Origin of the sequence: Enterobacter sp. DNB-S2, from assembly GCF_019443845.1 — a bacterium.
In the GTDB taxonomy this organism is placed as follows: Bacteria; Pseudomonadota; Gammaproteobacteria; order Enterobacterales; family Enterobacteriaceae; genus Enterobacter; species Enterobacter asburiae_B.
The window spans coordinates 1090025-1111759 of the sequence record NZ_CP050520.1 but is presented as its reverse complement, the minus strand read 5'-3'; the positions used below and the strand labels follow the sequence as shown (position 1 = coordinate 1111759).

At 55.7% G+C, this 21735-nt stretch carries 22 protein-coding genes; 12 read left to right on the top strand and 10 right to left on the bottom strand.

The window, feature by feature from the left end; translation table 11 throughout:
• The first annotated feature begins 4 nt into the window (after positions 1 to 4).
• On the top strand, positions 5 to 3328 hold the full coding sequence (gene mscM / locus HB664_RS05305) for a miniconductance mechanosensitive channel MscM (RefSeq protein WP_039261016.1): 3324 nt from the start codon (positions 5 to 7) through the stop codon (positions 3326 to 3328).
• Between the two features lie 44 nt (positions 3329 to 3372).
• On the opposite strand, the gene epmA is transcribed toward mscM, so the two are convergent.
• A complete protein-coding gene (epmA, locus tag HB664_RS05300; protein ID WP_069303550.1) occupies positions 3373 to 4350 on the bottom strand; it encodes an elongation factor P--(R)-beta-lysine ligase in 978 nt (325 codons plus the stop codon).
• 310 nt (positions 4351 to 4660) lie between these two features.
• Between epmA and frdA the strand changes: the two genes are divergently transcribed.
• Genes frdA through frdD form a run of 4 tightly spaced genes read left to right on the top strand, consistent with a single transcriptional unit; the run spans position 4661 to position 7954 of the window.
• Complete coding sequence (frdA, locus tag HB664_RS05295; RefSeq protein WP_023310125.1) at positions 4661 to 6451, top strand: fumarate reductase (quinol) flavoprotein subunit; 1791 nt, start codon at positions 4661 to 4663, stop codon at positions 6449 to 6451.
• A complete protein-coding gene (locus HB664_RS05290) occupies positions 6444 to 7178 on the top strand; it encodes a succinate dehydrogenase/fumarate reductase iron-sulfur subunit (RefSeq protein WP_023310124.1) in 735 nt (244 codons plus the stop codon). The genes frdA and HB664_RS05290 overlap by 8 nt, the downstream gene beginning before the upstream one ends.
• Positions 7179 to 7188: 10 nt before the next feature.
• Positions 7189 to 7584: a fumarate reductase subunit FrdC gene (gene frdC / locus HB664_RS05285; protein ID WP_029739890.1), complete on the top strand. Its 396-nt coding sequence runs from the start codon at positions 7189 to 7191 to the stop codon at positions 7582 to 7584.
• A gap of 10 nt (positions 7585 to 7594) precedes the next feature.
• Entirely contained in the window at positions 7595 to 7954 is a 360-nt protein-coding gene (gene frdD, locus HB664_RS05280; RefSeq protein WP_219940440.1) for a fumarate reductase subunit FrdD, read from the top strand.
• A 29-nt stretch (positions 7955 to 7983) separates the two neighbouring features.
• Here the strand turns inward: frdD and ampR are convergent, their stop codons facing one another.
• Positions 7984 to 8859, bottom strand: a complete 876-nt coding sequence (ampR, locus tag HB664_RS05275) for a LysR family transcriptional regulator AmpR (RefSeq protein WP_219940439.1) — start codon at positions 8857 to 8859, stop codon at positions 7984 to 7986.
• A 132-nt stretch (positions 8860 to 8991) separates the two neighbouring features.
• Here ampR and blaACT point away from each other — a divergent pair, with 132 nt between their 5' ends.
• Both blaACT and HB664_RS05265 read left to right on the top strand, forming a co-directional pair.
• Complete coding sequence (blaACT, locus tag HB664_RS05270) at positions 8992 to 10137, top strand: ACT family cephalosporin-hydrolyzing class C beta-lactamase (RefSeq protein ID WP_219940438.1); 1146 nt, start codon at positions 8992 to 8994, stop codon at positions 10135 to 10137.
• Positions 10138 to 10272: 135 nt separating this feature from the next.
• The gene (locus HB664_RS05265; protein ID WP_023310119.1) at positions 10273 to 10803 is read left to right on the top strand and encodes a lipocalin family protein; all 531 of its coding nucleotides are present in this window, start codon (positions 10273 to 10275) and stop codon (positions 10801 to 10803) included.
• Here HB664_RS05265 and sugE read toward each other — a convergent pair.
• Positions 10800 to 11117 carry a quaternary ammonium compound efflux SMR transporter SugE gene (sugE, locus tag HB664_RS05260; RefSeq protein ID WP_008502938.1) on the bottom strand — a complete coding sequence of 106 codons (318 nt, stop codon included), beginning with the start codon at positions 11115 to 11117 and terminating at the stop codon, positions 10800 to 10802. The two genes, HB664_RS05265 and sugE, sit on opposite strands and share 4 nt — an antisense overlap.
• A gap of 261 nt (positions 11118 to 11378) precedes the next feature.
• Between sugE and HB664_RS05255 the strand changes: the two genes are divergently transcribed.
• Positions 11379 to 11978, top strand: coding sequence for a LuxR C-terminal-related transcriptional regulator (locus tag HB664_RS05255; protein WP_033144453.1), 600 nt, complete (start codon positions 11379 to 11381; stop codon positions 11976 to 11978).
• 36 nt (positions 11979 to 12014) lie between these two features.
• Here the strand turns inward: HB664_RS05255 and ecnB are convergent, their stop codons facing one another.
• From ecnB to efp, 3 genes are all read right to left on the bottom strand, one after another.
• Positions 12015 to 12161 carry a lipoprotein toxin entericidin B gene (ecnB, locus tag HB664_RS05250; RefSeq protein WP_003025482.1) on the bottom strand — a complete coding sequence of 49 codons (147 nt, stop codon included), beginning with the start codon at positions 12159 to 12161 and terminating at the stop codon, positions 12015 to 12017.
• Positions 12162 to 12269: 108 nt separating this feature from the next.
• Positions 12270 to 12401: an entericidin A/B family lipoprotein gene (locus HB664_RS05245; RefSeq protein ID WP_024907352.1), complete on the bottom strand. Its 132-nt coding sequence runs from the start codon at positions 12399 to 12401 to the stop codon at positions 12270 to 12272.
• 58 nt (positions 12402 to 12459) lie between these two features.
• Positions 12460 to 13026, bottom strand: coding sequence for an elongation factor P (efp, locus tag HB664_RS05240; RefSeq protein WP_010427766.1), 567 nt, complete (start codon positions 13024 to 13026; stop codon positions 12460 to 12462).
• Positions 13027 to 13066: 40 nt separating this feature from the next.
• Between efp and epmB the strand changes: the two genes are divergently transcribed.
• Positions 13067 to 14095, top strand: a complete 1029-nt coding sequence (gene epmB, locus HB664_RS05235) for an EF-P beta-lysylation protein EpmB (protein ID WP_045889002.1) — start codon at positions 13067 to 13069, stop codon at positions 14093 to 14095.
• 46 nt (positions 14096 to 14141) lie between these two features.
• Here the strand turns inward: epmB and HB664_RS05230 are convergent, their stop codons facing one another.
• The 3 genes from HB664_RS05230 to HB664_RS05220 form a co-directional block, all read right to left on the bottom strand.
• On the bottom strand, positions 14142 to 14495 hold the full coding sequence (locus HB664_RS05230; RefSeq protein WP_023310115.1) for a DUF4156 domain-containing protein: 354 nt from the start codon (positions 14493 to 14495) through the stop codon (positions 14142 to 14144).
• Between the two features lie 134 nt (positions 14496 to 14629).
• On the bottom strand, positions 14630 to 16273 hold the full coding sequence (gene groL, locus HB664_RS05225; protein WP_014882201.1) for a chaperonin GroEL: 1644 nt from the start codon (positions 16271 to 16273) through the stop codon (positions 14630 to 14632).
• 31 nt (positions 16274 to 16304) lie between these two features.
• Positions 16305 to 16598: a co-chaperone GroES gene (locus HB664_RS05220; protein ID WP_003855929.1), complete on the bottom strand. Its 294-nt coding sequence runs from the start codon at positions 16596 to 16598 to the stop codon at positions 16305 to 16307.
• 179 nt (positions 16599 to 16777) lie between these two features.
• Here HB664_RS05220 and yjeH point away from each other — a divergent pair, with 179 nt between their 5' ends.
• Complete coding sequence (gene yjeH / locus HB664_RS05215) at positions 16778 to 18028, top strand: L-methionine/branched-chain amino acid transporter (RefSeq protein ID WP_219940437.1); 1251 nt, start codon at positions 16778 to 16780, stop codon at positions 18026 to 18028.
• 24 nt (positions 18029 to 18052) lie between these two features.
• Here the strand turns inward: yjeH and HB664_RS05210 are convergent, their stop codons facing one another.
• Positions 18053 to 18517 carry an FxsA family protein gene (locus tag HB664_RS05210; protein ID WP_023616652.1) on the bottom strand — a complete coding sequence of 155 codons (465 nt, stop codon included), beginning with the start codon at positions 18515 to 18517 and terminating at the stop codon, positions 18053 to 18055.
• Positions 18518 to 18852: 335 nt separating this feature from the next.
• Between HB664_RS05210 and aspA the strand changes: the two genes are divergently transcribed.
• Together aspA and HB664_RS05200 are read left to right on the top strand one after the other, a co-directional pair.
• Positions 18853 to 20289: an aspartate ammonia-lyase gene (gene aspA, locus HB664_RS05205; RefSeq protein ID WP_003855923.1), complete on the top strand. Its 1437-nt coding sequence runs from the start codon at positions 18853 to 18855 to the stop codon at positions 20287 to 20289.
• 115 nt (positions 20290 to 20404) lie between these two features.
• Positions 20405 to 21706 carry an anaerobic C4-dicarboxylate transporter gene (locus HB664_RS05200; protein ID WP_219940436.1) on the top strand — a complete coding sequence of 434 codons (1302 nt, stop codon included), beginning with the start codon at positions 20405 to 20407 and terminating at the stop codon, positions 21704 to 21706.
• Positions 21707 to 21735: the final 29 nt, after the last annotated feature.

The following is a 21735-nucleotide window of genomic DNA, read 5'->3' as shown; positions in this document are numbered from 1 at the left end:
TGACGTGCGCCCGATTATCGTTCTACTGATGGCCTGGTGCCTCAGCATGGGGGCGTACGCAGCGACAGCCCCCGACGCCAAACAGATAACCCAGGAACTGGAGCAGGCAAAAGCGGCTAAACCCGCTCAGCCAGAGACCGTCGAGTCGCTCCAGGCTGCCCTGAACGCGCTTGAGGAGCGGAAAGGCTCTCTTGAGCGCGCTCAGCAGTATCAGCAGGTTATCGACAATTTCCCCAAACTCTCGCAGACGCTACGCGCGCAGCTCAATAATTTGCGTGACGAACCGCGCGATGTGCCAGCAGGTATGACCTCCGACGCCCTGAACCAGGAGATCCTGCAGGTCAGCAGCCAGCTTCTGGAAAAGAGCCGCCTTGCCCAGCAGGAGCAGGAGCGAGCGCGTGAAATTGCCGACTCCCTCAGCCAGCTTCCGCAACAGCAAACCGATGCCCGCCGCCAGCTTAATGAAGTTGAGCGTCGCGTGGGTACGCAAAGCGGCAATACGCCACAGGCTCAGGCTCAAAATCTGGGCCTGCAGGCAGAATCGGCTCGCCTGAAGGCCCTTGTCGATGAGCTGGAGCTAGCGCAGCTTTCCGCCAATAACCGCCAGGAGCTGTCGCGGATGCGCTCTGAACTCGCTCAGAAGCAGAGCGAGCAGCTGGATGCGTATCTCCAGGCCCTGCGCAATCAGCTTAACAGCCAGCGTCAGCGCGAAGCCGAGCGTGCCCTTGAAAGCACCGAACTGCTGGCGGAAAACAGCGAAAACCTGCCTGCCGGTATCAACGAACAATTCAGGGTCAACCGCGAGCTTTCTGCCGCGCTGAACCAGCAGGCGCAGCGCATGGATCTGGTTGCCTCGCAGCAGCGTCAGGCCACCAATCAAACCCTGCAGGTTCGCCAGGCGCTCAACACCCTGCGCGAGCAGTCCCAGTGGCTCGGATCATCAAACCTGCTGGGCGAAGCGTTACGTGCCCAGGTCGCGCGCCTGCCGGAAATGCCGAAGCCGCAACAGCTGGATACCGAGATGGCCCAGCTGCGCGTTCAGCGACTGCACTTTGAAGATCTTCTCAATAAACAGCCGCAAATCCGCCAGATCCGTCAGGCTGACGGACAGCCCCTGACCAGCGAGCAAAACCGTATTCTGGAAGCCCAGCTGCGTACCCAGCGTGAACTGCTGAACTCTCTGCTCCAGGGCGGGGATACGCTGATTCTGGAGCTGACCAAGCTAAAAGTCTCCAATAGCCAGCTGGAAGATGCGCTGAAAGAGGTGAACGAGGCTACGCACCGTTATCTCTTCTGGACGTCCGACGTGCGTCCGATGACCTTCTCGTGGCCGATTGAGATTGTCCAGGACCTGCGCCGCCTGATTTCGCTGGACACCGTCAGCCAGCTGGGACAGGCCAGCGTGATGATGTTTACCAGCAAAGAGACCATTTTCCCGCTGCTGGGGGCGTTGATTCTGGTGGGCTTCAGCATTTACTCGCGCAGACATTTCACCCGCTTCCTGGAGCGTTCCAGCTCCCGGGTCGGGAAAGTCACCCAGGATCACTTCTGGCTGACGTTGCGCACCGTATTCTGGTCGATTCTTGTCGCCTCTCCGCTGCCGGTGCTGTGGATGACGCTGGGGTATGGCCTGCGGGAAGCCTGGCCCTATCCGCTCGCGGTCGCGATTGGCGATGGCGTCACCGCCACGGTGCCGCTGCTGTGGGTGGTCATGATTTGCGCCACCTTCGCGCGCCCCAATGGCCTGTTCATCACCCACTTTGGCTGGCCGCGTAATCGCGTCGCGCGCGCCATGCGTTACTACCTGATGAGCATCGGGCTGATTGTGCCGCTGATTATGGCGCTGATCATGTTCGATAATCTCAACGACCGGGAGTTCTCAGGCTCGCTGGGGCGCCTCTGCTTTATGCTGATATGCGGGGCGCTGGCCATCGTTACGCTCAGCCTGAAACGCGCGGGTATTCCGCTCTATCTCGATAAATCCGGCAGCGGCGAAAACATGTTCAACCGGCTGCTCTGGAACCTGCTGCTTAGCGCGCCGCTGTTTGCGATGCTGGCAGCCGCGGTGGGCTATCTGGCAACCGCGCAGGCGCTGCTGGCGCGGCTGGAAACCTCGGTGGCCATCTGGTTCCTGCTGCTGGTGGTGTACCACGTGATCCGCCGCTGGATGCTGATCCAGCGCCGCCGTCTGGCCTTTGACCGAGCCAAGCATCGCCGGGCGGAGATCCTCGCCCAGCGCGCGCGGGGTGAAGAAGAGCCAAACCACGTCAACAGTACGGAAGGCACAACGGAAGCGGACGAGGTCGAACTGGATCTGGATGCCATCAGTACCCAGTCCCTGCGCCTGGTTCGTTCCATCCTGATGCTGATTGCCCTCCTGTCGGTGATCTTCCTCTGGTCAGAGATCCACTCCGCATTTGGCTTCCTGGAGAACATCTCGCTCTGGGACGTGACGTCTACGGTGCAGGGCGTGGAAAGCCTGGAGCCGATTACCTTAGGGGCGGTGCTGATTGCCATTCTGGTGCTGATCATCACCACGCAGCTGGTACGCAACTTCCCGGCGCTGCTGGAGCTTGCGCTGCTGCAGCATCTGGATTTAACGCCGGGGACGGGCTATGCGATTACGACCATTACCAAATATCTGATCATGCTGTTTGGCGGGCTGGTTGGCTTCTCGATGATCGGTATTGAGTGGTCGAAGCTGCAGTGGCTAGTGGCGGCCCTTGGTGTAGGGTTAGGTTTTGGTTTACAGGAGATCTTCGCCAACTTCATCTCTGGCCTGATCATTCTGTTCGAAAAACCGATCCGTATTGGCGATACCGTAACGATTCGCGATCTGACCGGCAGCATCACGAAGATCAACACCCGTGCGACGACGATCAGCGACTGGGATCGGAAAGAGATCATCGTGCCAAACAAGGCGTTTATTACCGAGCAGTTCATCAACTGGTCGCTGTCAGACTCCGTTACCCGCGTGGTGCTGACGGTACCGGCGCCGTCGGACGCCAACAGCGAAGAGGTCACCCAGATCCTCTACACTGCCGCTGAGCGCTGTTCGCTGGTAATCGACAACCCGGCGCCGGAAGTATTCCTTGTGGATTTACAGCAGGGGATCCAGATTTTCGAGCTGCGCATCTACGCCGCCGAAATGGGACACCGTATGCCGCTGCGCCATGAGATCCACCAGCTGATTCTGGCGGGCTTCCGCGAGCACGGTATTGATATGCCGTTCCCACCGTTCCAGATGCGTCTCGAAAGCCTGGACGGGCGTAAAACGGGAAGAACGCTGACGTCAGCGGCGCGTACGCGCCCGGCGGGAAGTTTGTAAGGTAAGCGGGGCAACCCTCTCCCACGGGAGAGGGTAAACTGCCGTCAGGCGCGATCTACGGTAAACGCAATCACATCGCCAAGCTGCTCTGCGCCCAGGGCCAGCATCACCAGACGGTCAACACCCAGCGCCACGCCGGAGCAATCCGGCAGACCTGCTTTTAATGCTTCAAGCAAATTCACATCAATAGGCTGCTGCGGCAGACCGCGCGCGGCGCGCTTGCGGTTATCCTGCTCGAAGCGCTGCTGCTGCTCGCGGGCATCCGTCAGTTCGTGGAAGCCGTTCGCCAGCTCGATGCCTTTGTAATAGACCTCAAAACGCTCTGCGACACGATGATCTTCGGTACTGATCTGCGCCAGCGACGCCTGGCTTGCCGGGAAGTGGTAGACAAAGGTCGGACGATCCTTGCCAATCTGTGGTTCTACGCCGAAGGTGAACAGCAGCTGCAGCAGCGTGTCGCGATCCTCTTCGGTATCCGCCACGTTGCTCAGATCCAGTTTTGCCGCCGCTTCGCGCAGCTGGGTTTTGTCCGCCGACAGCGGATCGATTTCCAGATGGCGCTGGAAAGCCTGCTGATAGGAGAGCGTTTCGGCTTCTGAGCAGTCCAGGACCTGCTGGAGCAGATCGTCCACCTCATTCATCAGGCGGTACATATCATAATGCGGGCGGTACCACTCCAGCATGGTGAATTCCGGGTTGTGGTGACGACCCATCTCTTCATTACGGAAGCTGCGGCACAGCTGATACACCGGGCCACACCCCGCCGCCAGCAGGCGTTTCATGTGGTATTCCGGGCTGGTCATCAGATACAAATTCATGCCCTGAGAGTGGCCGGGGCCAACAAAACGGGTTTCAAACGGCACCAGATGAATATCCGTTACCGTTGCCTGACTCATGCACGGCGTTTCCACCTCCAGGACTCCGCGGTCGGCAAAGAAACGGCGGATCTCCGCCATAATTGCAGCGCGTTTTAACAGATTAGGGATGGATGCGCTCGGCTGCCAGGTGGCCGTTTCGCTCATGAGTTGTTCTCCGATTTCATACAAGGGCACGAAGTCTACTCGTTAGCAGGGGCAGAGACAAATTTTGCGCAGTAAAAAAGCGCGTTTCATTTAGGTGAACTTTTTCGTGACGTATTTCATCAATCTTCATGATAAATCGCCGTACAGAACAGCAAAAAAATCGAACACGTCAAATTTCCCTGACATCTACACGGTTATACTGTTTTACCCATAAAGGAGCAGTGGAAACGCTTTCGCAATCGTCCTTTTGGACGGGTGAACTACCTTTAGTTTGTCGCGTTGCGAAATAACAAAAATCTGGAGGAATGTCGTGCAAACTTTTCAAGCCGATCTTGCCGTAATAGGCGCTGGCGGGGCTGGATTACGTGCTGCGATTGCTGCAGCACAAGCTAATCCCAACGCTAAAATCGCATTGATTTCAAAAGTCTATCCAATGCGTAGTCACACAGTGGCAGCAGAAGGAGGGTCCGCCGCCGTTGCGCAGGATCATGACAGCTTTGAATACCATTTCCACGACACGGTTGCAGGGGGCGACTGGCTTTGCGAGCAGGATGTCGTTGACTACTTTGTGCATCATTGTCCCACGGAAATGACCCAGCTTGAACAGTGGGGATGTCCGTGGAGCCGCCGCCCGGACGGCAGCGTCAACGTTCGCCGCTTTGGCGGTATGAAGATTGAACGCACCTGGTTCGCCGCCGATAAAACCGGCTTCCACATGCTGCACACCCTGTTCCAGACCTCCCTTCAGTTCCCACAAATTCAGCGCTTCGATGAACATTTCGTCCTCGACATTCTGGTTGATGACGGCCAGGCGCGTGGCCTGGTGGCGATGAATATGATGGAAGGCACGCTTGTCCAGATCCGCGCCAACGCGGTAGTGATGGCAACGGGCGGTGCGGGTCGCGTTTATCGTTATAACACCAACGGCGGCATCGTCACCGGTGACGGCATGGGCATGGCGCTCGGTCACGGCGTACCGCTGCGCGATATGGAGTTCGTGCAGTATCACCCAACCGGCCTGCCGGGATCCGGCATTCTGATGACGGAAGGCTGCCGCGGTGAAGGCGGTATTCTGGTCAATAAAAACGGCTACCGCTATCTGCAGGATTACGGCATGGGCCCGGAAACTCCGCTCGGCGAGCCGAAGAACAAATACATGGAACTCGGCCCGCGCGACAAAGTCTCTCAGGCCTTCTGGCACGAGTGGCGCAAAGGCAACACCATCTCCACGCCGCGCGGCGATGTGGTCTATCTCGACCTGCGTCACCTTGGTGAGAAGAAACTGCTGGAACGTCTGCCGTTCATCTGCGAGCTGGCGAAAGCTTACGTCGGCGTCGACCCGGTGAAAGAGCCGATTCCAGTGCGTCCAACCGCGCACTACACCATGGGCGGGATCGAAACCGACCAGCAGTGCGAAACCCGTATTAAAGGCCTGTTCGCCGTCGGCGAGTGTTCCTCCGTGGGTCTACACGGCGCCAACCGTCTCGGGTCTAACTCGCTGGCAGAGCTGGTCGTCTTTGGCCGCATGGCGGGCGAGCGCGCGATGGAGCGGGCAGCTACCGCAGGCGAAGCCAACGGTGCCGCGCTGGATGCGCAGGTCGCAGACGTTGAAAAACGCCTGAAAGATTTGGTGAACCAGGAGGGTAACGAGAACTGGTCTAAGATCCGCGACGAGATGGGCCTGTCGATGGAAGAAGGCTGCGGTATTTACCGTACGCCAGAGCTGATGCAAAAAACCGTCGACAAGCTGGCGGAACTGCAGGAGCGCTTCAAGCGCGTACGCATCACCGATACCTCCAGCGTATTCAACACCGACCTGCTCTACACCATCGAGCTGGGCCACGGTCTGAACGTCGCGGAATGTATGGCGCACTCTGCGCTGGCGCGTAAAGAGTCGCGTGGGGCCCACCAGCGTCTGGACGAAGGCTGTACCGAACGTGACGACGTCAATTTCCTGAAACACACTCTCGCCTGGCGCGATGCAGATGGCACCACACGTCTGGACTACAGCGACGTGAAAATCACCACGCTGCCGCCGGCTAAACGCGTGTACGGTGCAGAAGCAGAAGCCGCCGAGAAGAAGGAGAAGGCGAATGGCTGAGATGCAAAAAATGAAGGTTGAAGTGGTGCGCTACAATCCGGAAGTGGACGCCGCACCGCACAGCGCTTTCTATGAAGTCCCTTATGACGAGCAAACCTCCCTGCTGGATGCGCTCGGCTATATCAAAGATAACCTGGCGCCAGACCTGAGCTACCGCTGGTCCTGCCGCATGGCAATCTGCGGCTCCTGCGGCATGATGGTCAACAAGGTGCCGAAGCTGGCCTGTAAGACCTTCCTGCGCGAGTACACCAAAGGCATTAAGGTCGAAGCGCTGGGCAACTTCCCGATTGAACGCGATCTGGTGGTCGATATGACCCACTTTATCGAAAGCCTGGAAGCCATTAAGCCGTACATCATCGGTAATCCGCGCACGCCGGATCAGGGGCCAAATACCCAGACGCCGGCTCAGATGGCGAAATATCATCAGTTCTCCGGCTGCATCAACTGCGGCCTGTGCTACGCAGCCTGTCCACAGTTTGGCCTGAACAAGGAGTTCATCGGCCCGGCCGCCATTACCCTGGCGCACCGCTATAACGAAGACAGCCGCGACCACGGTAAAAAAGAACGTATGGCGCAGCTTAACAGCCAGAACGGCGTCTGGAGCTGTACCTTTGTGGGTTACTGCTCCGAAGTGTGTCCGAAGCACGTCGACCCGGCCGCCGCAATTCAGCAGGGTAAAGTGGAAAGCTCGAAAGACTTTCTTATCGCAACCCTGAAACCACGCTAAGGAGTGCATGATGACGACTAAACGCAAAGCCTATGTGCGGCCTGTGCCGTCCACCTGGTGGAAAAACCTGCCGTTTTATCGCTTCTACATGCTGCGTGAAGGCACGGCGGTACCGGCGGTCTGGTTCAGCCTTGAGCTGATGTACGGCGTTTTTGCCCTCAAGCATGGCCCGGAAGCCTGGGCCAGCTTTGTCGGTTTCCTGCAAAACCCGATCATTGTTGTTCTGAACCTGATCGTGCTCGCGGCCGCGCTGCTTCATACCAAAACCTGGTTTGAGCTGGCGCCAAAAGCAGCGAACATCATCGTAAAAGGCGAGAAAATGGGGCCAGAGCCGGTAATTAAAGGACTCTGGGCAGTGACGATTCTGGTCACTGTGGTCATTCTGTTTGTCGCACTGTTCTGGTAAGGAGACACCTGTGATCAATCCAAATCCAAAACGTTCTGACGAGCCGGTCTTCTGGGGCCTGTTTGGCGCAGGCGGCATGTGGAGTGCCATCATCGCCCCCGTCATCATCCTGCTGGTCGGCATTATGCTGCCGCTGGGGCTGTTCCCGGGCGATGCGCTGAGCTACGAGCGCGTGCTGGCGTTCGCGAGCAGCTTTATCGGCCGCGTGTTCATCTTCCTGATGATCGCCCTGCCGCTGTGGTGTGGCCTGCACCGTATTCACCATGCGATGCATGACCTGAAAATCCATGTCCCGAGCGGAAAATGGGTGTTCTACGGTCTGGCGACCATCCTGACCGTGGTGACGCTGATTGCGGTGGTCACTATCTGACGCTTCTGGCCCGCCATCCGGCGGGCCTTTTATTTCTGCATCTTCCCCACCAGCCACTGGGCAAACTCGCGCATTGCGGGCGTTTCTGTCCGTGACTGTAGCCTTGTGAGCCAGTAGCTGCCGAGGTCAATCTGCGTTGCAAACGGCTGCACGATGCGCTCGCTGCTGAGTAAATGGGTAAACATGTCGACAGGCGCAATGGCAATCCCTGCGCCTGCCTGCGCGGCTTCCAGCATGGTCACGGACGAATCAAACACCATCACCCGGTGCGTCGGCGAGGGAGGATGTTCACCCGCTGCCTGCATCCACGCAGCCCATTCGTCGCGCCGGTAGGAGCGCAGCAGGGTAAACTTCAGGATATCTGCCGGGCTTTTGAGAACTGAGGCTATGTCAGGTGTACAGAGCGGAGACAGCGGCGCAGGGCAAAGGAATTCAGCATCGGTTCCATGCCACGCGCCGCCACCGTAGCGAATAGTGTAATCAAGCCCTTCGGCCGCCGGATCGACGCGATTGTTATGGGTGGAAAGCTGAAGATCAATATGCGGATAGCAACGGCGAAAGTCCGCGAGCAGCGAGAATAAAACACCCGTGGCAAAAGTCCCTACCACACCTATTTTAAGCTTCTCCTGAGCGCGCTGGCTGGCAAAACGATCCAGCATTCCGGCGATGCGATCGAACGAGTCATTCAGCACCGGCAGCAAATTCTCGCCTTCGGTGGTCAGCATCAGCCCTCGCGAAACGCGGACAAACAGCTGGCAATTAAGGTGCTGCTCCAGCGCCTTGACGTGCTGGCTAATCGCGGAATGGGTGACGTTCAGCTCGATAGCGGCATGCGTAAAACTGAGATGCCTGGCAGCTGCTTCAAACGCCCGAAGGGAATTAAGAGGGAGATAGCTGCGCGTCATGGTCTCGTCCGTTAGAAAAATTAACAGCTAATGCTAAATTTAACCGTTTGTCAGCCATAGTCAAATCCAACAGACTACAGCGGTCTGACGGGCCCGGACACTCCCTTGAACTGCTATTACGGAAGATAACTGATGATGACTAAATCCCTTTGCTGCGCCCTGCTGCTCAGCACCTCCTGCTCGGTATTGGCTGCCCCGATGTCAGAAAAACAGCTGGCTGAGGTGGTGGAACGTACCGTTACGCCGCTGATGAAAGCGCAGGCCATTCCGGGTATGGCGGTGGCGGTGATTTATCAGGGTCAGCCGCACTACTTTACCTTCGGTAAAGCCGATGTTGCGGCGAACAACCCTGTCACCCCACAAACCTTATTCGAGCTGGGTTCTATAAGTAAAACCTTCACCGGCGTACTCGGCGGCGATGCCATTGCTCGCGGTGAAATATCGCTGGGCGATCCGGTGACAAAATACTGGCCTGAGCTGACAGGCAAGCAGTGGCTGGGGATCCGCATGCTGGATCTGGCAACCTATACCGCAGGTGGTTTGCCGTTACAGGTACCGGATGAGGTCACGGATAACGCCTCTCTGCTGCGCTTTTATCAAAACTGGCAGCCGCAGTGGAAGCCGGGCACCACGCGTCTTTATGCCAACGCCAGCATCGGTCTTTTTGGCGCGCTGGCGGTCAAACCTTCCGGCATGAGCTATGAGCAGGCCATAACGATGCGGGTCTTTAAGCCGCTCAAGCTGGACCATACCTGGATTAACGTTCCGAAAGCGGAAGAGGCGCATTACGCCTGGGGATACCGCGACGGTAAGGCGGTACACGTTTCGCCAGGAATGCTGGACGCTGAAGCCTATGGCGTAAAAACCAACGTGAAGGATATGGCAAACTGGGTGATGGTCAACATGAAGCCGGACTCGCTTCAGGATAGTTCACTCAGGAAAGGCATTACCCTGGCGCAGTCTCGCTACTGGCGCGTAGGTGCCATGTATCAGGGTTTAGGCTGGGAAATGCTTAACTGGCCGGTCGATGCCAAAACCGTGGTTGAAGGTAGCGACAATAAGGTGGCGCTGGCACCGCTGCCTGCGAGAGAAGTGAATCCACCGGCGCCCCCGGTCAATGCGTCCTGGGTCCATAAAACAGGCTCTACCGGCGGGTTTGGCAGCTACGTGGCATTTATTCCTGAAAAGCAGCTCGGCATTGTGATGCTGGCGAATAAAAGCTATCCGAACCCGGCACGCGTTGAGGCGGCATACCGTATCCTCGACGCGCTGCAGTAAAACATTGCCGGGTGGCGCTAACGCTTACCCGGCCTACAAAATCCACGGGGTGGCCACCCAGCGAAACACACCGCACAAAAACCACATTTTCCTTGCCGTCATCTACACTTAACAAAAAACAGTAAGGAAACTCCTATGCGCATTCTGCCTGTTATCGCCGCGGTGACAGCCGCGTTTTTAGTGGTTGCCTGCAGTTCCCCTACCCCACCTCCAGGCGTTACCGTCGTCTCGCCTTTTGATGCACAACGCTTCCTTGGAACATGGTATGAAATCGCGCGCCTCGACCATCGGTTTGAGCAGGGCTTAGAGAAGGTCACCGCGAATTACAGTCCAATGGATGATGGCGGTATTCAGGTGATCAACCGGGGCTATAATCCCGATCGGGAGATGTGGCAGCAGTCGATTGGGAAAGCGTACTTCACGGGCGACCCGCGACGGGCCGCGCTCAAAGTCTCTTTCTTCGGCCCGTTTTATGGCGGCTATAACGTGATCGCGCTCGACAGAGAGTACCGTCACGCGCTGGTGTGCGGGCCGGATCGCGACTATCTGTGGATACTTTCCCGCACGCCAACTATTTCGTCAGAAATGAAACAGCAAATGCTGGACGTCGCGACCCGGCAAGGGTTTGATGTGTCAAAACTCATCTGGGTAAAACAGCCCCATTAATGGGTGCTGAGCTTCAGCCCAACGATGCCGGCCACAATCAAGGCGAGGCTGGCGATACGCGCCAGACTCGCTGACTCTCCCAGCAGCAGAATGCCGGTGATGGCGGCCCCCACCGCACCAATGCCCGTCCAGACGGCATAAGCCGTTCCCACAGGCAGCGAGCGCATCGCCCAGGATAACAGGACAATACTCACGATCATTGCGGTGACGGTTATGACGCTGGGCGTCAGGCGGGTAAATCCGTGGGTGTACTTGAGACCAATTGCCCATACCACTTCGAGCAGGCCAGCAATAAAAAGAATGATCCAGGACATTTCAGGCTCCTTAACTTAATTCAAGTTGGGGCCGTCCCCGGTGAAAGAAACGCTTACGGGTCGTCCCGTAAGGCAGAGATTACGCCCCATATTGTGGTTAGCGTGCTATTTTTTTTCAATCATTTTTTGCTGAACACGTTAAGGCAAGAAATAGCCGCAGTATGGCGCGTAGTTCCGGCATTTAGCACTCATCCGACTTCTCTATGATGATGTGCTTTCTGATGGCAGGAAGCCAAACCACTAGCCGACTGCGAATAAAATATGTTCAAAATTCTTTTGATTGACCGTTGTCACTTCACCCGCACGGGGTTTGAAGCATGGCTCAATCATTCCGGTTTGTTCCCGGGACACTACGTTGTGACCGGGCTAAATAATCTGTTCCTTGCCAGGGAGCACATTCTGCAATGGAAACCCACGCTGGTCATCGCCGACCTGTACGGCTTCAGGCAGGATATTCATCATTTTCAGCAGCTCTCGTCCTTGCTTAACGCCAGTGAACGATTACCGTTTATTATGCTGCAATCGGGAGAGGACCGCGGCATGACCGACTGGCTCGGACAGTTCCCGGTGTGGTCGTCGCTGTTGAAAAACGCCAGTCTCGAAGAAGTGGCAACGACTATCAACGACGCATTAAACTCGCGCGCCAGCGCTGAAAGGCCAACGGCAGCCGCCCCCTTGCTGACCCGGCAGGAAGAGAAAGTGCTGACATTGTGGATGGACGGTGCAAGCAATCAAAAAATTGCCGCTCACCTGAGTATCAATGGAAAAACGGTCTATACCTACAAACGCAATATCCGCATGAAACTGCATATGGATACGCGTTTTTCTCCGTTCTTATCCCTGCAGGAATCAGAAAGCTGACGGTACGAAACCCGCTGGTCTCGTACCGTATGTTAATTACTGCTGAGCTTTAGTTGCCGCACCAGAGATTGCGCTACCACCTTCAGAAATATCCTGACCGACGCCACGCGTGGTATTACAGGCCGTTAACACTGAAGAAAGTACCAGGACTGAAAAGATCGCTGCAATTGTCTTCTTAACCATAATATCTTCCTTTTATAGCCAAAGTTGTTTTGTGTATAGCAACTTAAGAATAGACAAGATCCCGCCGGTTGACGGAAAAGGAAGCATTTTTAGGAAAATTAGACGAACTTAGCTGGCGGCGTGAGAAATGATATGACCGAGATCCTGGATATCTTGTCCCATTCCACGGGTGGTGTTACAGCCGGAAAGCAATGCACTGGAAAGCGCTAACAGAAGCAGAATTTTAACGGTACGTTTCATCATCCCTGCCTGCAAAAATCAGGCGCAGCGGGCGCTGCGCCTTCAATCATGACGTAAATTACTTCACGCGGGATACGTATTCGCCGGAGCGGGTATCCACTTTGATCACTTCGCCAGTCTGGACGAACAGTGGCACTTTAACCACTGCGCCGGTAGACAGTTTGGCTGGTTTACCGCCGGTACCTGCGGTATCACCTTTCAGACCTGGATCGGTTTCAACGATTTCCAGTTCTACGAAGTTTGGTGGGGTCACAGCGATAGGCTGGCCGTTCCACAGGGTCACGATGCACTCAGCCTGATCCAGCAGCCATTTAGCGCTATCACCTACCGCTTTCTCATCAGCAGACAGCTGTTCGAAAGTGGAGTTGTTCATGAAATGATAGAACTCACCGTCGTTGTACAGATAGGTCAGGTTCATATCAACAACATCAGCGCCTTCAGCGGAGTCAGTAGACTTGAAGGTTTTCTCAACACGGGTACCGGTCAGCAGACGGCGCAGCTTAACGCGTGCGAATGCCTGGCCTTTACCTGGTTTAACGAATTCGCTGGCTTCAACCGCGTACGGTTCGCCGTCCATCATGATTTTAAGACCAGCACGAAAATCGTTGCTATAGTACGTTGCCATAAGGCCCTCTAAATTTGTTAACTGGTAGCTAAGCCACAAAATGGCGCATATTGTAACCCTAAACACCCCGTCCAGAGAAGATTGGTTATCGCAACTTGCCGATGTAATCACCAGTCCTGATGAATTGCTGCGTCTTTTAGACCTCGATCAGCACCCAGAGTTGCTTGCAGGCCGCGAGGCAAAACGCCTTTTCGCCCTGCGCGTTCCCCGTGCATTTGTGGCGCGGATGGAGAAAGGCAACCCCGACGATCCACTTTTAAAACAAACGCTTACTTCGCAGGATGAGTTTGTCACCGCACCGGGATACAGCACCGATCCGCTGGAAGAGCAGAACAGCGTGGTGCCGGGTTTACTGCACAAGTATCTCAACCGCGCCCTGCTGCTGGTAAAAGGCGGTTGCGCGGTAAATTGTCGTTATTGCTTCCGTCGGCACTTCCCGTATGCCGAAAACCAGGGCAATAAACGCAACTGGCAGGTCGCGCTGGACTATATCGCCGCCCATCCGGAGCTGGATGAGATTATTTTTTCCGGCGGTGACCCGCTGATGGCAAAAGATCATGAGCTGGACTGGCTGTTGACTCAGCTTGAAGCCATCCCGCACGTTAAGCGCCTGCGTATTCACAGCCGTTTACCGATTGTCATTCCGGCACGTGTCACTGACGGACTGGTGTCACGCCTGGAGCAGTCAAGATTGCAGGTGCTGCTGGTGAACCATATTAACCACGCGAATGAAATTGACGATGACTTTCGCGCGGCGATGGCGCGTCTGCGTAAAGCGGGCGTGACGCTGCTGAACCAGAGCGTGCTGCTGCGCGGCGTCAATGACAGCGCCCGCGTGCTGGCCGACCTGAGCAATGCCCTGTTTGATGCGGGCGTGATGCCCTATTACCTGCACGTGCTGGATCGCGTTCAGGGCGCGGCCCATTTCATGGTGACGGATGAAGAAGCCCGGCAGATTATGCGCGAACTGTTAACGCTGGTTTCAGGCTATATGGTGCCGAAGCTGGCACGCGAGATTGGCGGAGAGCCGAGCAAGACGCCGCTGGATCTGCAGCTGCGGCAGTGCTAGTTTCCCCTCACCCTAACCCTCTCCCACAGGGAGAGGGAAAAGGCAATCAGTTCGGGCACTTGTAGACCTGGCCGTTCATCTGGCTGGCGGTCGGCACGAAGCTGGACAGCATACTCTGCGTTGGGCTGCTCACGCCGTAAATCACGTTACCGCCCATTGCCGCAGCCTGGTTACGCAGGGCATTCGCCGCACCGCGCATCGAGCCGCCTTCTTCGCCATGCTGACCTGACATCCAGTTACTTTGCTCACCGGTTGCCGTGCCTAACAGCTGGCATTCACTGCCAGGCTTATCTTCCACAAAGCGAACGCCCTGGCCCGCTGCCGACAGCTCATTGCTGGAGCTACAACCCGCCAGCAGCAATGCTGCCCCTACAATCCCTGCACAGACTTTTACGCGCATGTTATTCCTCGTTTTCAATAAGCTGGACAGTAGTTGTCCGTGTGTAAATCTTATACCTAAAAGATGACCAAAAGAAAAACCCCCGAGCATTTCTGCCCGGGGGTTTTTCACATTCTACGACGTAGAGCGCACGATTACATCATGCCGCCCATACCGCCCATGCCGCCCATGCCAGCAGCACCTAAGTCTGGTGCATCGCCTTTAGGCATATCGGTGACCATGCACTCGGTGGTGATCATCAGGCCAGCGACAGATGCCGCGTACTGCAGAGCAGAACGGGTCACTTTCGTTGGATCCAGGATACCGAAGTCGATCATGTTGCCGTATTCTTCAGTTGCTGCGTTGTAACCGTAGTTACCTTCGCCCGCTTTCACGTTGTTCGCAACCACAGATGGCTCTTCACCGGCGTTAGAAACGATCTGACGCAGAGGAGCTTCCATTGCGCGCAGCGCAACTTTAATACCCACGTTCTGATCTTCGTTCTGTGCGGTCAGGCCTGCCAGTTTAGCGGCAACACGCACCAGCGCAACACCACCACCAGCAACCACGCCTTCTTCTACCGCAGCACGGGTCGCGTGCAGGGCATCGTCAACGCGTGCTTTTTTCTCTTTCATTTCAACTTCGGTCGCTGCACCGACTTTGATAACCGCAACGCCACCTGCCAGTTTCGCTACGCGCTCCTGCAGTTTTTCACGGTCGTAATCGGAAGTCGCTTCTTCGATCTGCTTACGGATCTGACCAACGCGGCCCTGAATAGCAGCTTCTTCACCCACGCCATCAATGATGGTGGTGGTGTCTTTGTTGATCACAACGCGTTTCGCCTGGCCCAGGTCTTCCAGGGTCGCTTTTTCCAGCTCCATACCGATCTCTTCAGAGATTACGGTACCGCCGGTCAGGGTAGCGATATCCTGCAGCATCGCTTTACGGCGATCGCCGAAGCCAGGTGCTTTAACCGCAGCCACTTTCACGATGCCGCGCATGGTGTTAACCACCAGGGTCGCCAGCGCTTCGCCTTCAACGTCTTCAGCGATGATAACCAGAGGCTTGCCTGCTTTCGCAACGGCTTCCAGTACTGGCAGCATTTCGCGGATGTTGGAGATTTTTTTGTCAGCCAGCAGGATGAACGGGCTTTCCAGCTCAACAGCACCCGTTTCTGGCTTGTTGATGAAGTATGGGGACAGGTAGCCGCGGTCGAACTGCATACCTTCAACCACGTCCAGTTCGTCTTCCAGACCGGTACCGTCTTCAACGGTGATCACGCCTTCTTTACCGACTTTGTCCATCGCTTCAGCGATCAGTTTACCTACGGTTTCGTCGGAGTTAGCGGAGATAGTACCAACCTGAGCAATGGCTTTAGAGTCAGAGCACGGTACGGACAGCGCTTTCAGCTCTTCAACAGCGGAGGCGACAGCTTTGTCGATACCACGTTTCAGATCCATTGGGTTCATGCCCGCAGCAACGGCTTTCAGACCTTCGGTGATGATTGCCTGCGCCAGTACGGTCGCGGTAGTGGTACCGTCACCAGCAGCGTCGTTCGCTTTAGAGGCAACTTCTTTCACCATCTGCGCGCCCATGTTTTCGAACTTGTCTTCCAGCTCAATTTCACGTGCTACAGAAACACCATCTTTAGTGATGGTTGGCGCGCCGAAGGATTTATCCAGCACTACGTTGCGGCCTTTCGGGCCCAGAGTCACTTTAACTGCATCTGCCAGTACGTTTACGCCGCGGAGCATTTTTACACGAGCGTCGTTACCGAATTTTACGTCTTTAGCTGCCATGTTCTTATTTCCTCAAATTCTCGTGCGTAAATTACGCTTCAACAATTGCCAGAATGTCGCTCTCGGACATGATCAACACTTCTTCATTGTCGATCTTCTCGGATTTCACGCCGTAGCCATCGTTGAAAATTACGATGTCACCAACTTTAACGTCCAGTGGCTGCACAGTTCCGTTTTCCAGGATGCGGCCCTTACCGACAGCGATGATTTCGCCACGCGTTGATTTGGCTGCTGCAGAACCGGTCAGAACGATGCCGCCAGCAGACTTGGTTTCAACTTCTTTACGTTTGACGATCACACGATCATGTAACGGACGAATACTCATTGATAGCTCTCCTTTGAGAAAGTCATTATCAGTTATGGATGACGCCGGCCCGCATGCGGTTTTCCGACTAGTGCCCTGAGAGATGGGGATAGCTTTTTCCCCCTTCAAGGGGGAGTCGAAAAAAAAATTTGCGAAAGTGTTACCATCGCCTCTCTTTTGGTACTGGCAGGGCGATGTGAATGAGTGGACTCAAGCAGGAGCTGGGGCTGGCGCAGGGCGTCGGACTGCTCTCAACCTCCTTGTTAGGTACGGGCGTGTTTGCCGTACCCGCACTGGCGGCGCTGGTGGCTGGAAATAACAGCCTGTGGGCGTGGCCGGCGCTGATTGTATTAGTTTTCCCGATAGCCATTGTATTCGCCATCCTGGGGCGGCATTTCCCCAGCGCGGGCGGCGTGGCGCACTTTGTCGGACTGGCCTTTGGCCCGCGGCTGCAGCGTGTTACCGGCTGGCTGTTTCTCTCCGTCATTCCGGTTGGCCTTCCTGCGGCGTTGCATATTGCGACCGGTTTTGGTCAGGCGCTGTTTGGCTGGCATAACGAGCAGTTATTGCTGGCCGAACTGGGTACGCTGGCGATCGTCTGGTGGGTGGGCTCTCGCGGCGCCAGCTCCAGCGCCAACCTGCAGACGCTGGTTGCGGTGCTGATTGTCGCGCTCGTTGTCGCAATCTGGTGGGCGGGCGATATCACAATAAAGGAAATTCCCTTCCCGGCGCTGACCGACGTCGACCATTCCGAGCTTTTCGCCGCGCTCTCCGTCATGTTCTGGTGTTTTGTTGGTCTGGAAGCCTTTGCTCATCTGGCCTCTGAATTTAAGCAGCCTGAACGTGATTTCCCCCGCGCGCTGATGATAGGCCTGCTGCTGGCTGGCACGGTCTATTGGGCGTGTACCGTGCTGGTCTTACACTTCCACGCGTTCGGAGCGGATCTCGCCGCCGCGGCATCGCTACCGGGTATCGTGGTGGAACTGTTCGGCGTGAAGGCGCTATGGATCGCCTGTGTCATCGGCTATCTCGCCTGTTTTGCCAGCCTGAATATTTATATCCAGAGCTTTGCCCGGCTGGTGTGGTCGCAGGCGCTCGACAAACCAGAGAATCGCCTCGCGCGCCTGTCTAAACGCCAGCTTCCGCTGAATGCCCTGAATGCCGTACTGGGCTGCTGCGTGGTGAGCACGCTGTGTATTTACGCACTGAAGATCAATCTTGACGCGCTGATCGTTTACGCCAACGGCATTTTCATCATGATCTACCTGCTGTGCATGCTGGCGGGATGTCGTTTGCTGAAAGGTCGCTATAAAGCTCTGGCGGTCGTCGGGGGTATGCTTTGCCTGCTGTTGCTGGCGATGGTGGGATGGAAGAGTCTGTACGCGATTGTCATGCTGGCAGGGCTGTGGGTGTTTTTGCCGAAGCGCGGTGCGCTCCCGGAGGCCCGGTAGGCGAAGCGCCACCGGGCAACAAAATCACCGATCGTCTTTATGATCTAAACGGTCGTGCTGTTCATCCTTACGCTGATACTCCCCTTCAAAGGTATCGCCCGGCCCGGTGCTGAACCCGCCCCCCGGCATACGGCTAAAGCGCAGATGCGGCAGCAGCTTCATGGTCAGGTGTTTTTGCACCGGCGGCAGAAGCAGCAGAAGGCCAAGGAAGTCAGTGAAGAACCCCGGCAGGATCAGCAGCAGCCCCGCAATAATCAACGACACGCTTTTGATCATCTCTTCCGCCGGGCTTTCCCCTGCGGCCATCTTCTGCTGCATTATCAGGAAATTTTTGAAACCCTGATTACGCACCAGCGACATGCCGATGACGGAGGTGAAAATCACCAGAATCAGCGTCAGCAGGACGCCCAGCACATGGGCAACCTGGATGAAAATGGAAATCTCAATGTAAACATAGAGAAAGAAAGCAATAAACGGTATCCAGCGCACTGGCATCTCCTGTGTGGCAGAGGCCATCGGGCCCCTGTCTGAATGTGTTCGCGACGCGCGTTTGTATGAAATGGTGACGGTTAGCGAAAATTCAATCAGTTTGCACGGATATTTTTTTTGGAAATTATAAAGCGGTGACCCATTTCACAGATTAATAATTATCATGGAATCGGCTCGATAATAAGTGATCCAGCTTACGGCAATTCGCTATCATCAGCATATGATCTCGAGCATCTGGCTGATTGAGGGAATAATCGTCGGCCAGAAAATATTCAAAACCACATAAATACTGTGTGTTTAGTACAATCCATCGGCAGCTTGAAAAGAAGGTTCACATGTTAAACAACATTCGTATCGAAGAAGACTTGTTGGGTACCAGGGAAGTTCCAGCGGATGCCTACTACGGTGTCCACACTCTGAGAGCGATTGAAAACTTCTACATCAGCAACAGCAAAATCAGCGACATCCCTGAGTTTGTCCGTGGCATGGTGATGGTGAAGAAAGCCGCAGCACTGGCTAACAAAGAGCTGCAAACCATTCCTAAAAGCGCGGCAAATGCGATTATCGCAGCCTGCGATGAAGTGCTGAACAACGGCAAATGCATGGACCAGTTCCCGGTTGACGTCTATCAGGGCGGCGCGGGCACCTCCGTCAACATGAATACCAACGAAGTACTGGCAAACATTGGCCTGGAGCTGATGGGTCACCAGAAAGGTGAATACCAGTACCTGAACCCGAACGATCACGTAAACAAATGCCAGTCTACTAACGACGCCTACCCTACCGGCTTCCGTATCGCGGTGTATGCCTCTGTGGTGAAACTGGTGGATGCGATCAACCAGCTGGGTGATGGCTTCCAGCGTAAAGCGGTTGAGTTCCAGGACATCCTGAAAATGGGTCGTACCCAGCTGCAGGACGCGGTGCCGATGACGCTCGGCCAGGAATTCCACGCGTTTAACGTACTGCTGAACGAAGAGACCAAAAACCTGCTGCGCACCTCCGAGCTGCTGCTGGAAGTGAACCTGGGCGCCACCGCCATCGGTACCCGTCTGAACACCCCGGATGGCTATCAGCAGCTGGCTGTACAGAAGCTGGCTGAAGTCTCTAACCTGCCGGTTGTGCCTGCAGAAGACCTGATTGAAGCCACCTCCGACTGCGGCGCCTACGTCATGGTACACAGCGCCCTGAAACGTCTGGCGGTAAAACTGTCTAAAATCTGTAACGACCTGCGCTTGCTCTCTTCCGGTCCGCGCGCTGGCCTGAATGAAATCAACCTGCCAGAGCTGCAGGCCGGTTCATCCATCATGCCAGCCAAGGTGAACCCGGTAGTGCCAGAAGTGGTGAACCAGGTTTGCTTCAAAGTCATCGGTAACGATACGACCGTGACCATGGCCTCTGAAGCGGGTCAGCTGCAGCTGAACGTGATGGAGCCAGTGATTGGTCAGGCGATGTTTGAATCTATCCACATCCTGACGAACGCCTGCTACAACCTGCTGGAAAAATGCATTAACGGCATCACGGCGAATAAAGAAGTCTGTGAGGGTTATGTCTATAACTCCATCGGGATCGTCACCTACCTCAACCCGTTCATCGGTCACCACAACGGTGATATCGTCGGTAAGATTTGCGCCGAAACCGGTAAGAGCGTACGTGAAGTGGTGCTGGAGCGCGGGCTGTTGACCGAAGCTGAGCTGGACGATATCTTCTCGGCCCAGAACCTGATGCACCCGGCATATAAAGCGAAACGATATACCGATGAAAGCGAACAGTAACCGTTCTGGCTAGGCTTCTTAAGGCACGTCACTTGTGACGTGCCTTTTTTCTTTTTAGGCGTTACCTAAATACAACAATTCAATATCAACTTGTTAATAAGCAAGGCAGGTCCTTATGTTTGGAGCAGAACTCGTCATCGTCTTGTTGGCGATTTATTTGGGAGCAAGACTCGGGGGTATCGGCATTGGTTTTGCCGGCGGTCTCGGGGTGCTCGTTCTTACCCTTATCTTTCAGATTAAACCCGGCGCAATCCCGTTCGACGTTATCGAAATCATCATGGCAGTTATTGCCGCTATCGCCGCCATGCAGGTGGCAGGCGGTATGGACTACCTGGTAAGCCTGGCGGAGCGTATGCTGCGCCGCCATCCAAAATACATTACCTTCCTTGCCCCGTTGGTGACCTGGTTTATGACCATTCTCGCCGGTACGGGCCACACCGCCTTCTCTACGCTGCCGGTGATTACCGAAGTGGCGAAAGAGCAAGGTATCCGTCCGTCTCGTCCGCTCTCTATTGCCGTCGTCGCGTCCCAGATTGCGATTACCGCCTCGCCGATTTCCGCTGCGGTGGTCTTCTTCGCCGGTATTCTGGAGCCGATAGGCGTGAGCTACCTGACGCTGCTGGCGATCTGTATCCCGGTGACGCTGATCGCGGTGATGATTACTGCCGTGCTGTGTAACTTCCTCGGCGCTGAACTGAAAGACGATCCGGTTTACCAGGAACGCCTCGCCAAGGGTGAAGTGAGACTGCGCGGCAGCCAGGTCTTCGAGCTGAAGCCGCACGCAAAGCGCTCCGTGCTGCTGTTCCTGATAGGTATTGTCGCAGTGATGTTCTACGCGACCGCCATTAGCGACACCGTGGGCCTGATCCAGAACCCTGTCCTGCCGCGTAACGAAGCGATTGTAGTGTTTATGCTGACCATCGCGACGCTGATTAGCATCACCTGTAAAATCGACACCAGCGAAGTGCTGAACGCCAGCACCTTTAAATCCGGTATGAGTGCCTGCGTATGCGTATTGGGCGTGGCGTGGCTCGGTGATACCTTCGTGAAAGCGCACATCAGCGACATTCAGACCGTCGCTGGCGATCTGCTCCACAACTACCCGTGGCTGCTGGCGGTGGTGCTGTTCTTTGCCGCTACCCTACTTTACTCCCAGGCGGCGACCACCAAAGCGCTGATGCCTGCGGCACTGATGCTGGGCGTGACGCCACTGACGGCGATTGCCTCTTTCGCGGCGGTTTCTGCCCTGTTCGTTCTGCCAACCTACCCAACCCTGCTGGCGGCGGTAGAGATGGACGACACCGGCTCAACCCGTATCGGTAAGTATGTGTTTAACCACGCGTTCCTGATCCCGGGCGTGGTCGCCATTTCACTTTGCGTGATCCTCGGCTTTATCATTGGCGGCGTGGTGCTGTAAACGGTGAGTGGTTGTAAAAATAGTTAAAA

What these genes read in the sequence shown, in the direction of transcription:
- sugE (WP_008502938.1), bottom strand. Translation starts at nt 11,117, where the DNA reads ATGTCCTGGATCATTCTTTTTATTGCTGGCCTGCTCGAAGTGGTATGG.
- HB664_RS05255 (WP_033144453.1), top strand. Translation starts at nt 11,379, where the DNA reads ATGTTCAAAATTCTTTTGATTGACCGTTGTCACTTCACCCGCACGGGG.
- epmA (WP_069303550.1), bottom strand. Translation starts at nt 4,350, where the DNA reads ATGAGCGAAACGGCCACCTGGCAGCCGAGCGCATCCATCCCTAATCTG.
- HB664_RS05245 (WP_024907352.1), bottom strand. Translation starts at nt 12,401, where the DNA reads ATGAAACGTACCGTTAAAATTCTGCTTCTGTTAGCGCTTTCCAGTGCA.
- frdC (WP_029739890.1), top strand. Translation starts at nt 7,189, where the DNA reads ATGACGACTAAACGCAAAGCCTATGTGCGGCCTGTGCCGTCCACCTGG.
- groL (WP_014882201.1), bottom strand. Translation starts at nt 16,273, where the DNA reads ATGGCAGCTAAAGACGTAAAATTCGGTAACGACGCTCGTGTAAAAATG.
- yjeH (WP_219940437.1), top strand. Translation starts at nt 16,778, where the DNA reads ATGAGTGGACTCAAGCAGGAGCTGGGGCTGGCGCAGGGCGTCGGACTG.
- HB664_RS05265 (WP_023310119.1), top strand. Translation starts at nt 10,273, where the DNA reads ATGCGCATTCTGCCTGTTATCGCCGCGGTGACAGCCGCGTTTTTAGTG.
- ampR (WP_219940439.1), bottom strand. Translation starts at nt 8,859, where the DNA reads ATGACGCGCAGCTATCTCCCTCTTAATTCCCTTCGGGCGTTTGAAGCA.
- aspA (WP_003855923.1), top strand. Translation starts at nt 18,853, where the DNA reads ATGTTAAACAACATTCGTATCGAAGAAGACTTGTTGGGTACCAGGGAA.
- epmB (WP_045889002.1), top strand. Translation starts at nt 13,067, where the DNA reads ATGGCGCATATTGTAACCCTAAACACCCCGTCCAGAGAAGATTGGTTA.
- blaACT (WP_219940438.1), top strand. Translation starts at nt 8,992, where the DNA reads ATGATGACTAAATCCCTTTGCTGCGCCCTGCTGCTCAGCACCTCCTGC.
- HB664_RS05290 (WP_023310124.1), top strand. Translation starts at nt 6,444, where the DNA reads ATGGCTGAGATGCAAAAAATGAAGGTTGAAGTGGTGCGCTACAATCCG.
- HB664_RS05220 (WP_003855929.1), bottom strand. Translation starts at nt 16,598, where the DNA reads ATGAGTATTCGTCCGTTACATGATCGTGTGATCGTCAAACGTAAAGAA.
- HB664_RS05200 (WP_219940436.1), top strand. Translation starts at nt 20,405, where the DNA reads ATGTTTGGAGCAGAACTCGTCATCGTCTTGTTGGCGATTTATTTGGGA.
- ecnB (WP_003025482.1), bottom strand. Translation starts at nt 12,161, where the DNA reads ATGGTTAAGAAGACAATTGCAGCGATCTTTTCAGTCCTGGTACTTTCT.
- efp (WP_010427766.1), bottom strand. Translation starts at nt 13,026, where the DNA reads ATGGCAACGTACTATAGCAACGATTTTCGTGCTGGTCTTAAAATCATG.
- HB664_RS05230 (WP_023310115.1), bottom strand. Translation starts at nt 14,495, where the DNA reads ATGCGCGTAAAAGTCTGTGCAGGGATTGTAGGGGCAGCATTGCTGCTG.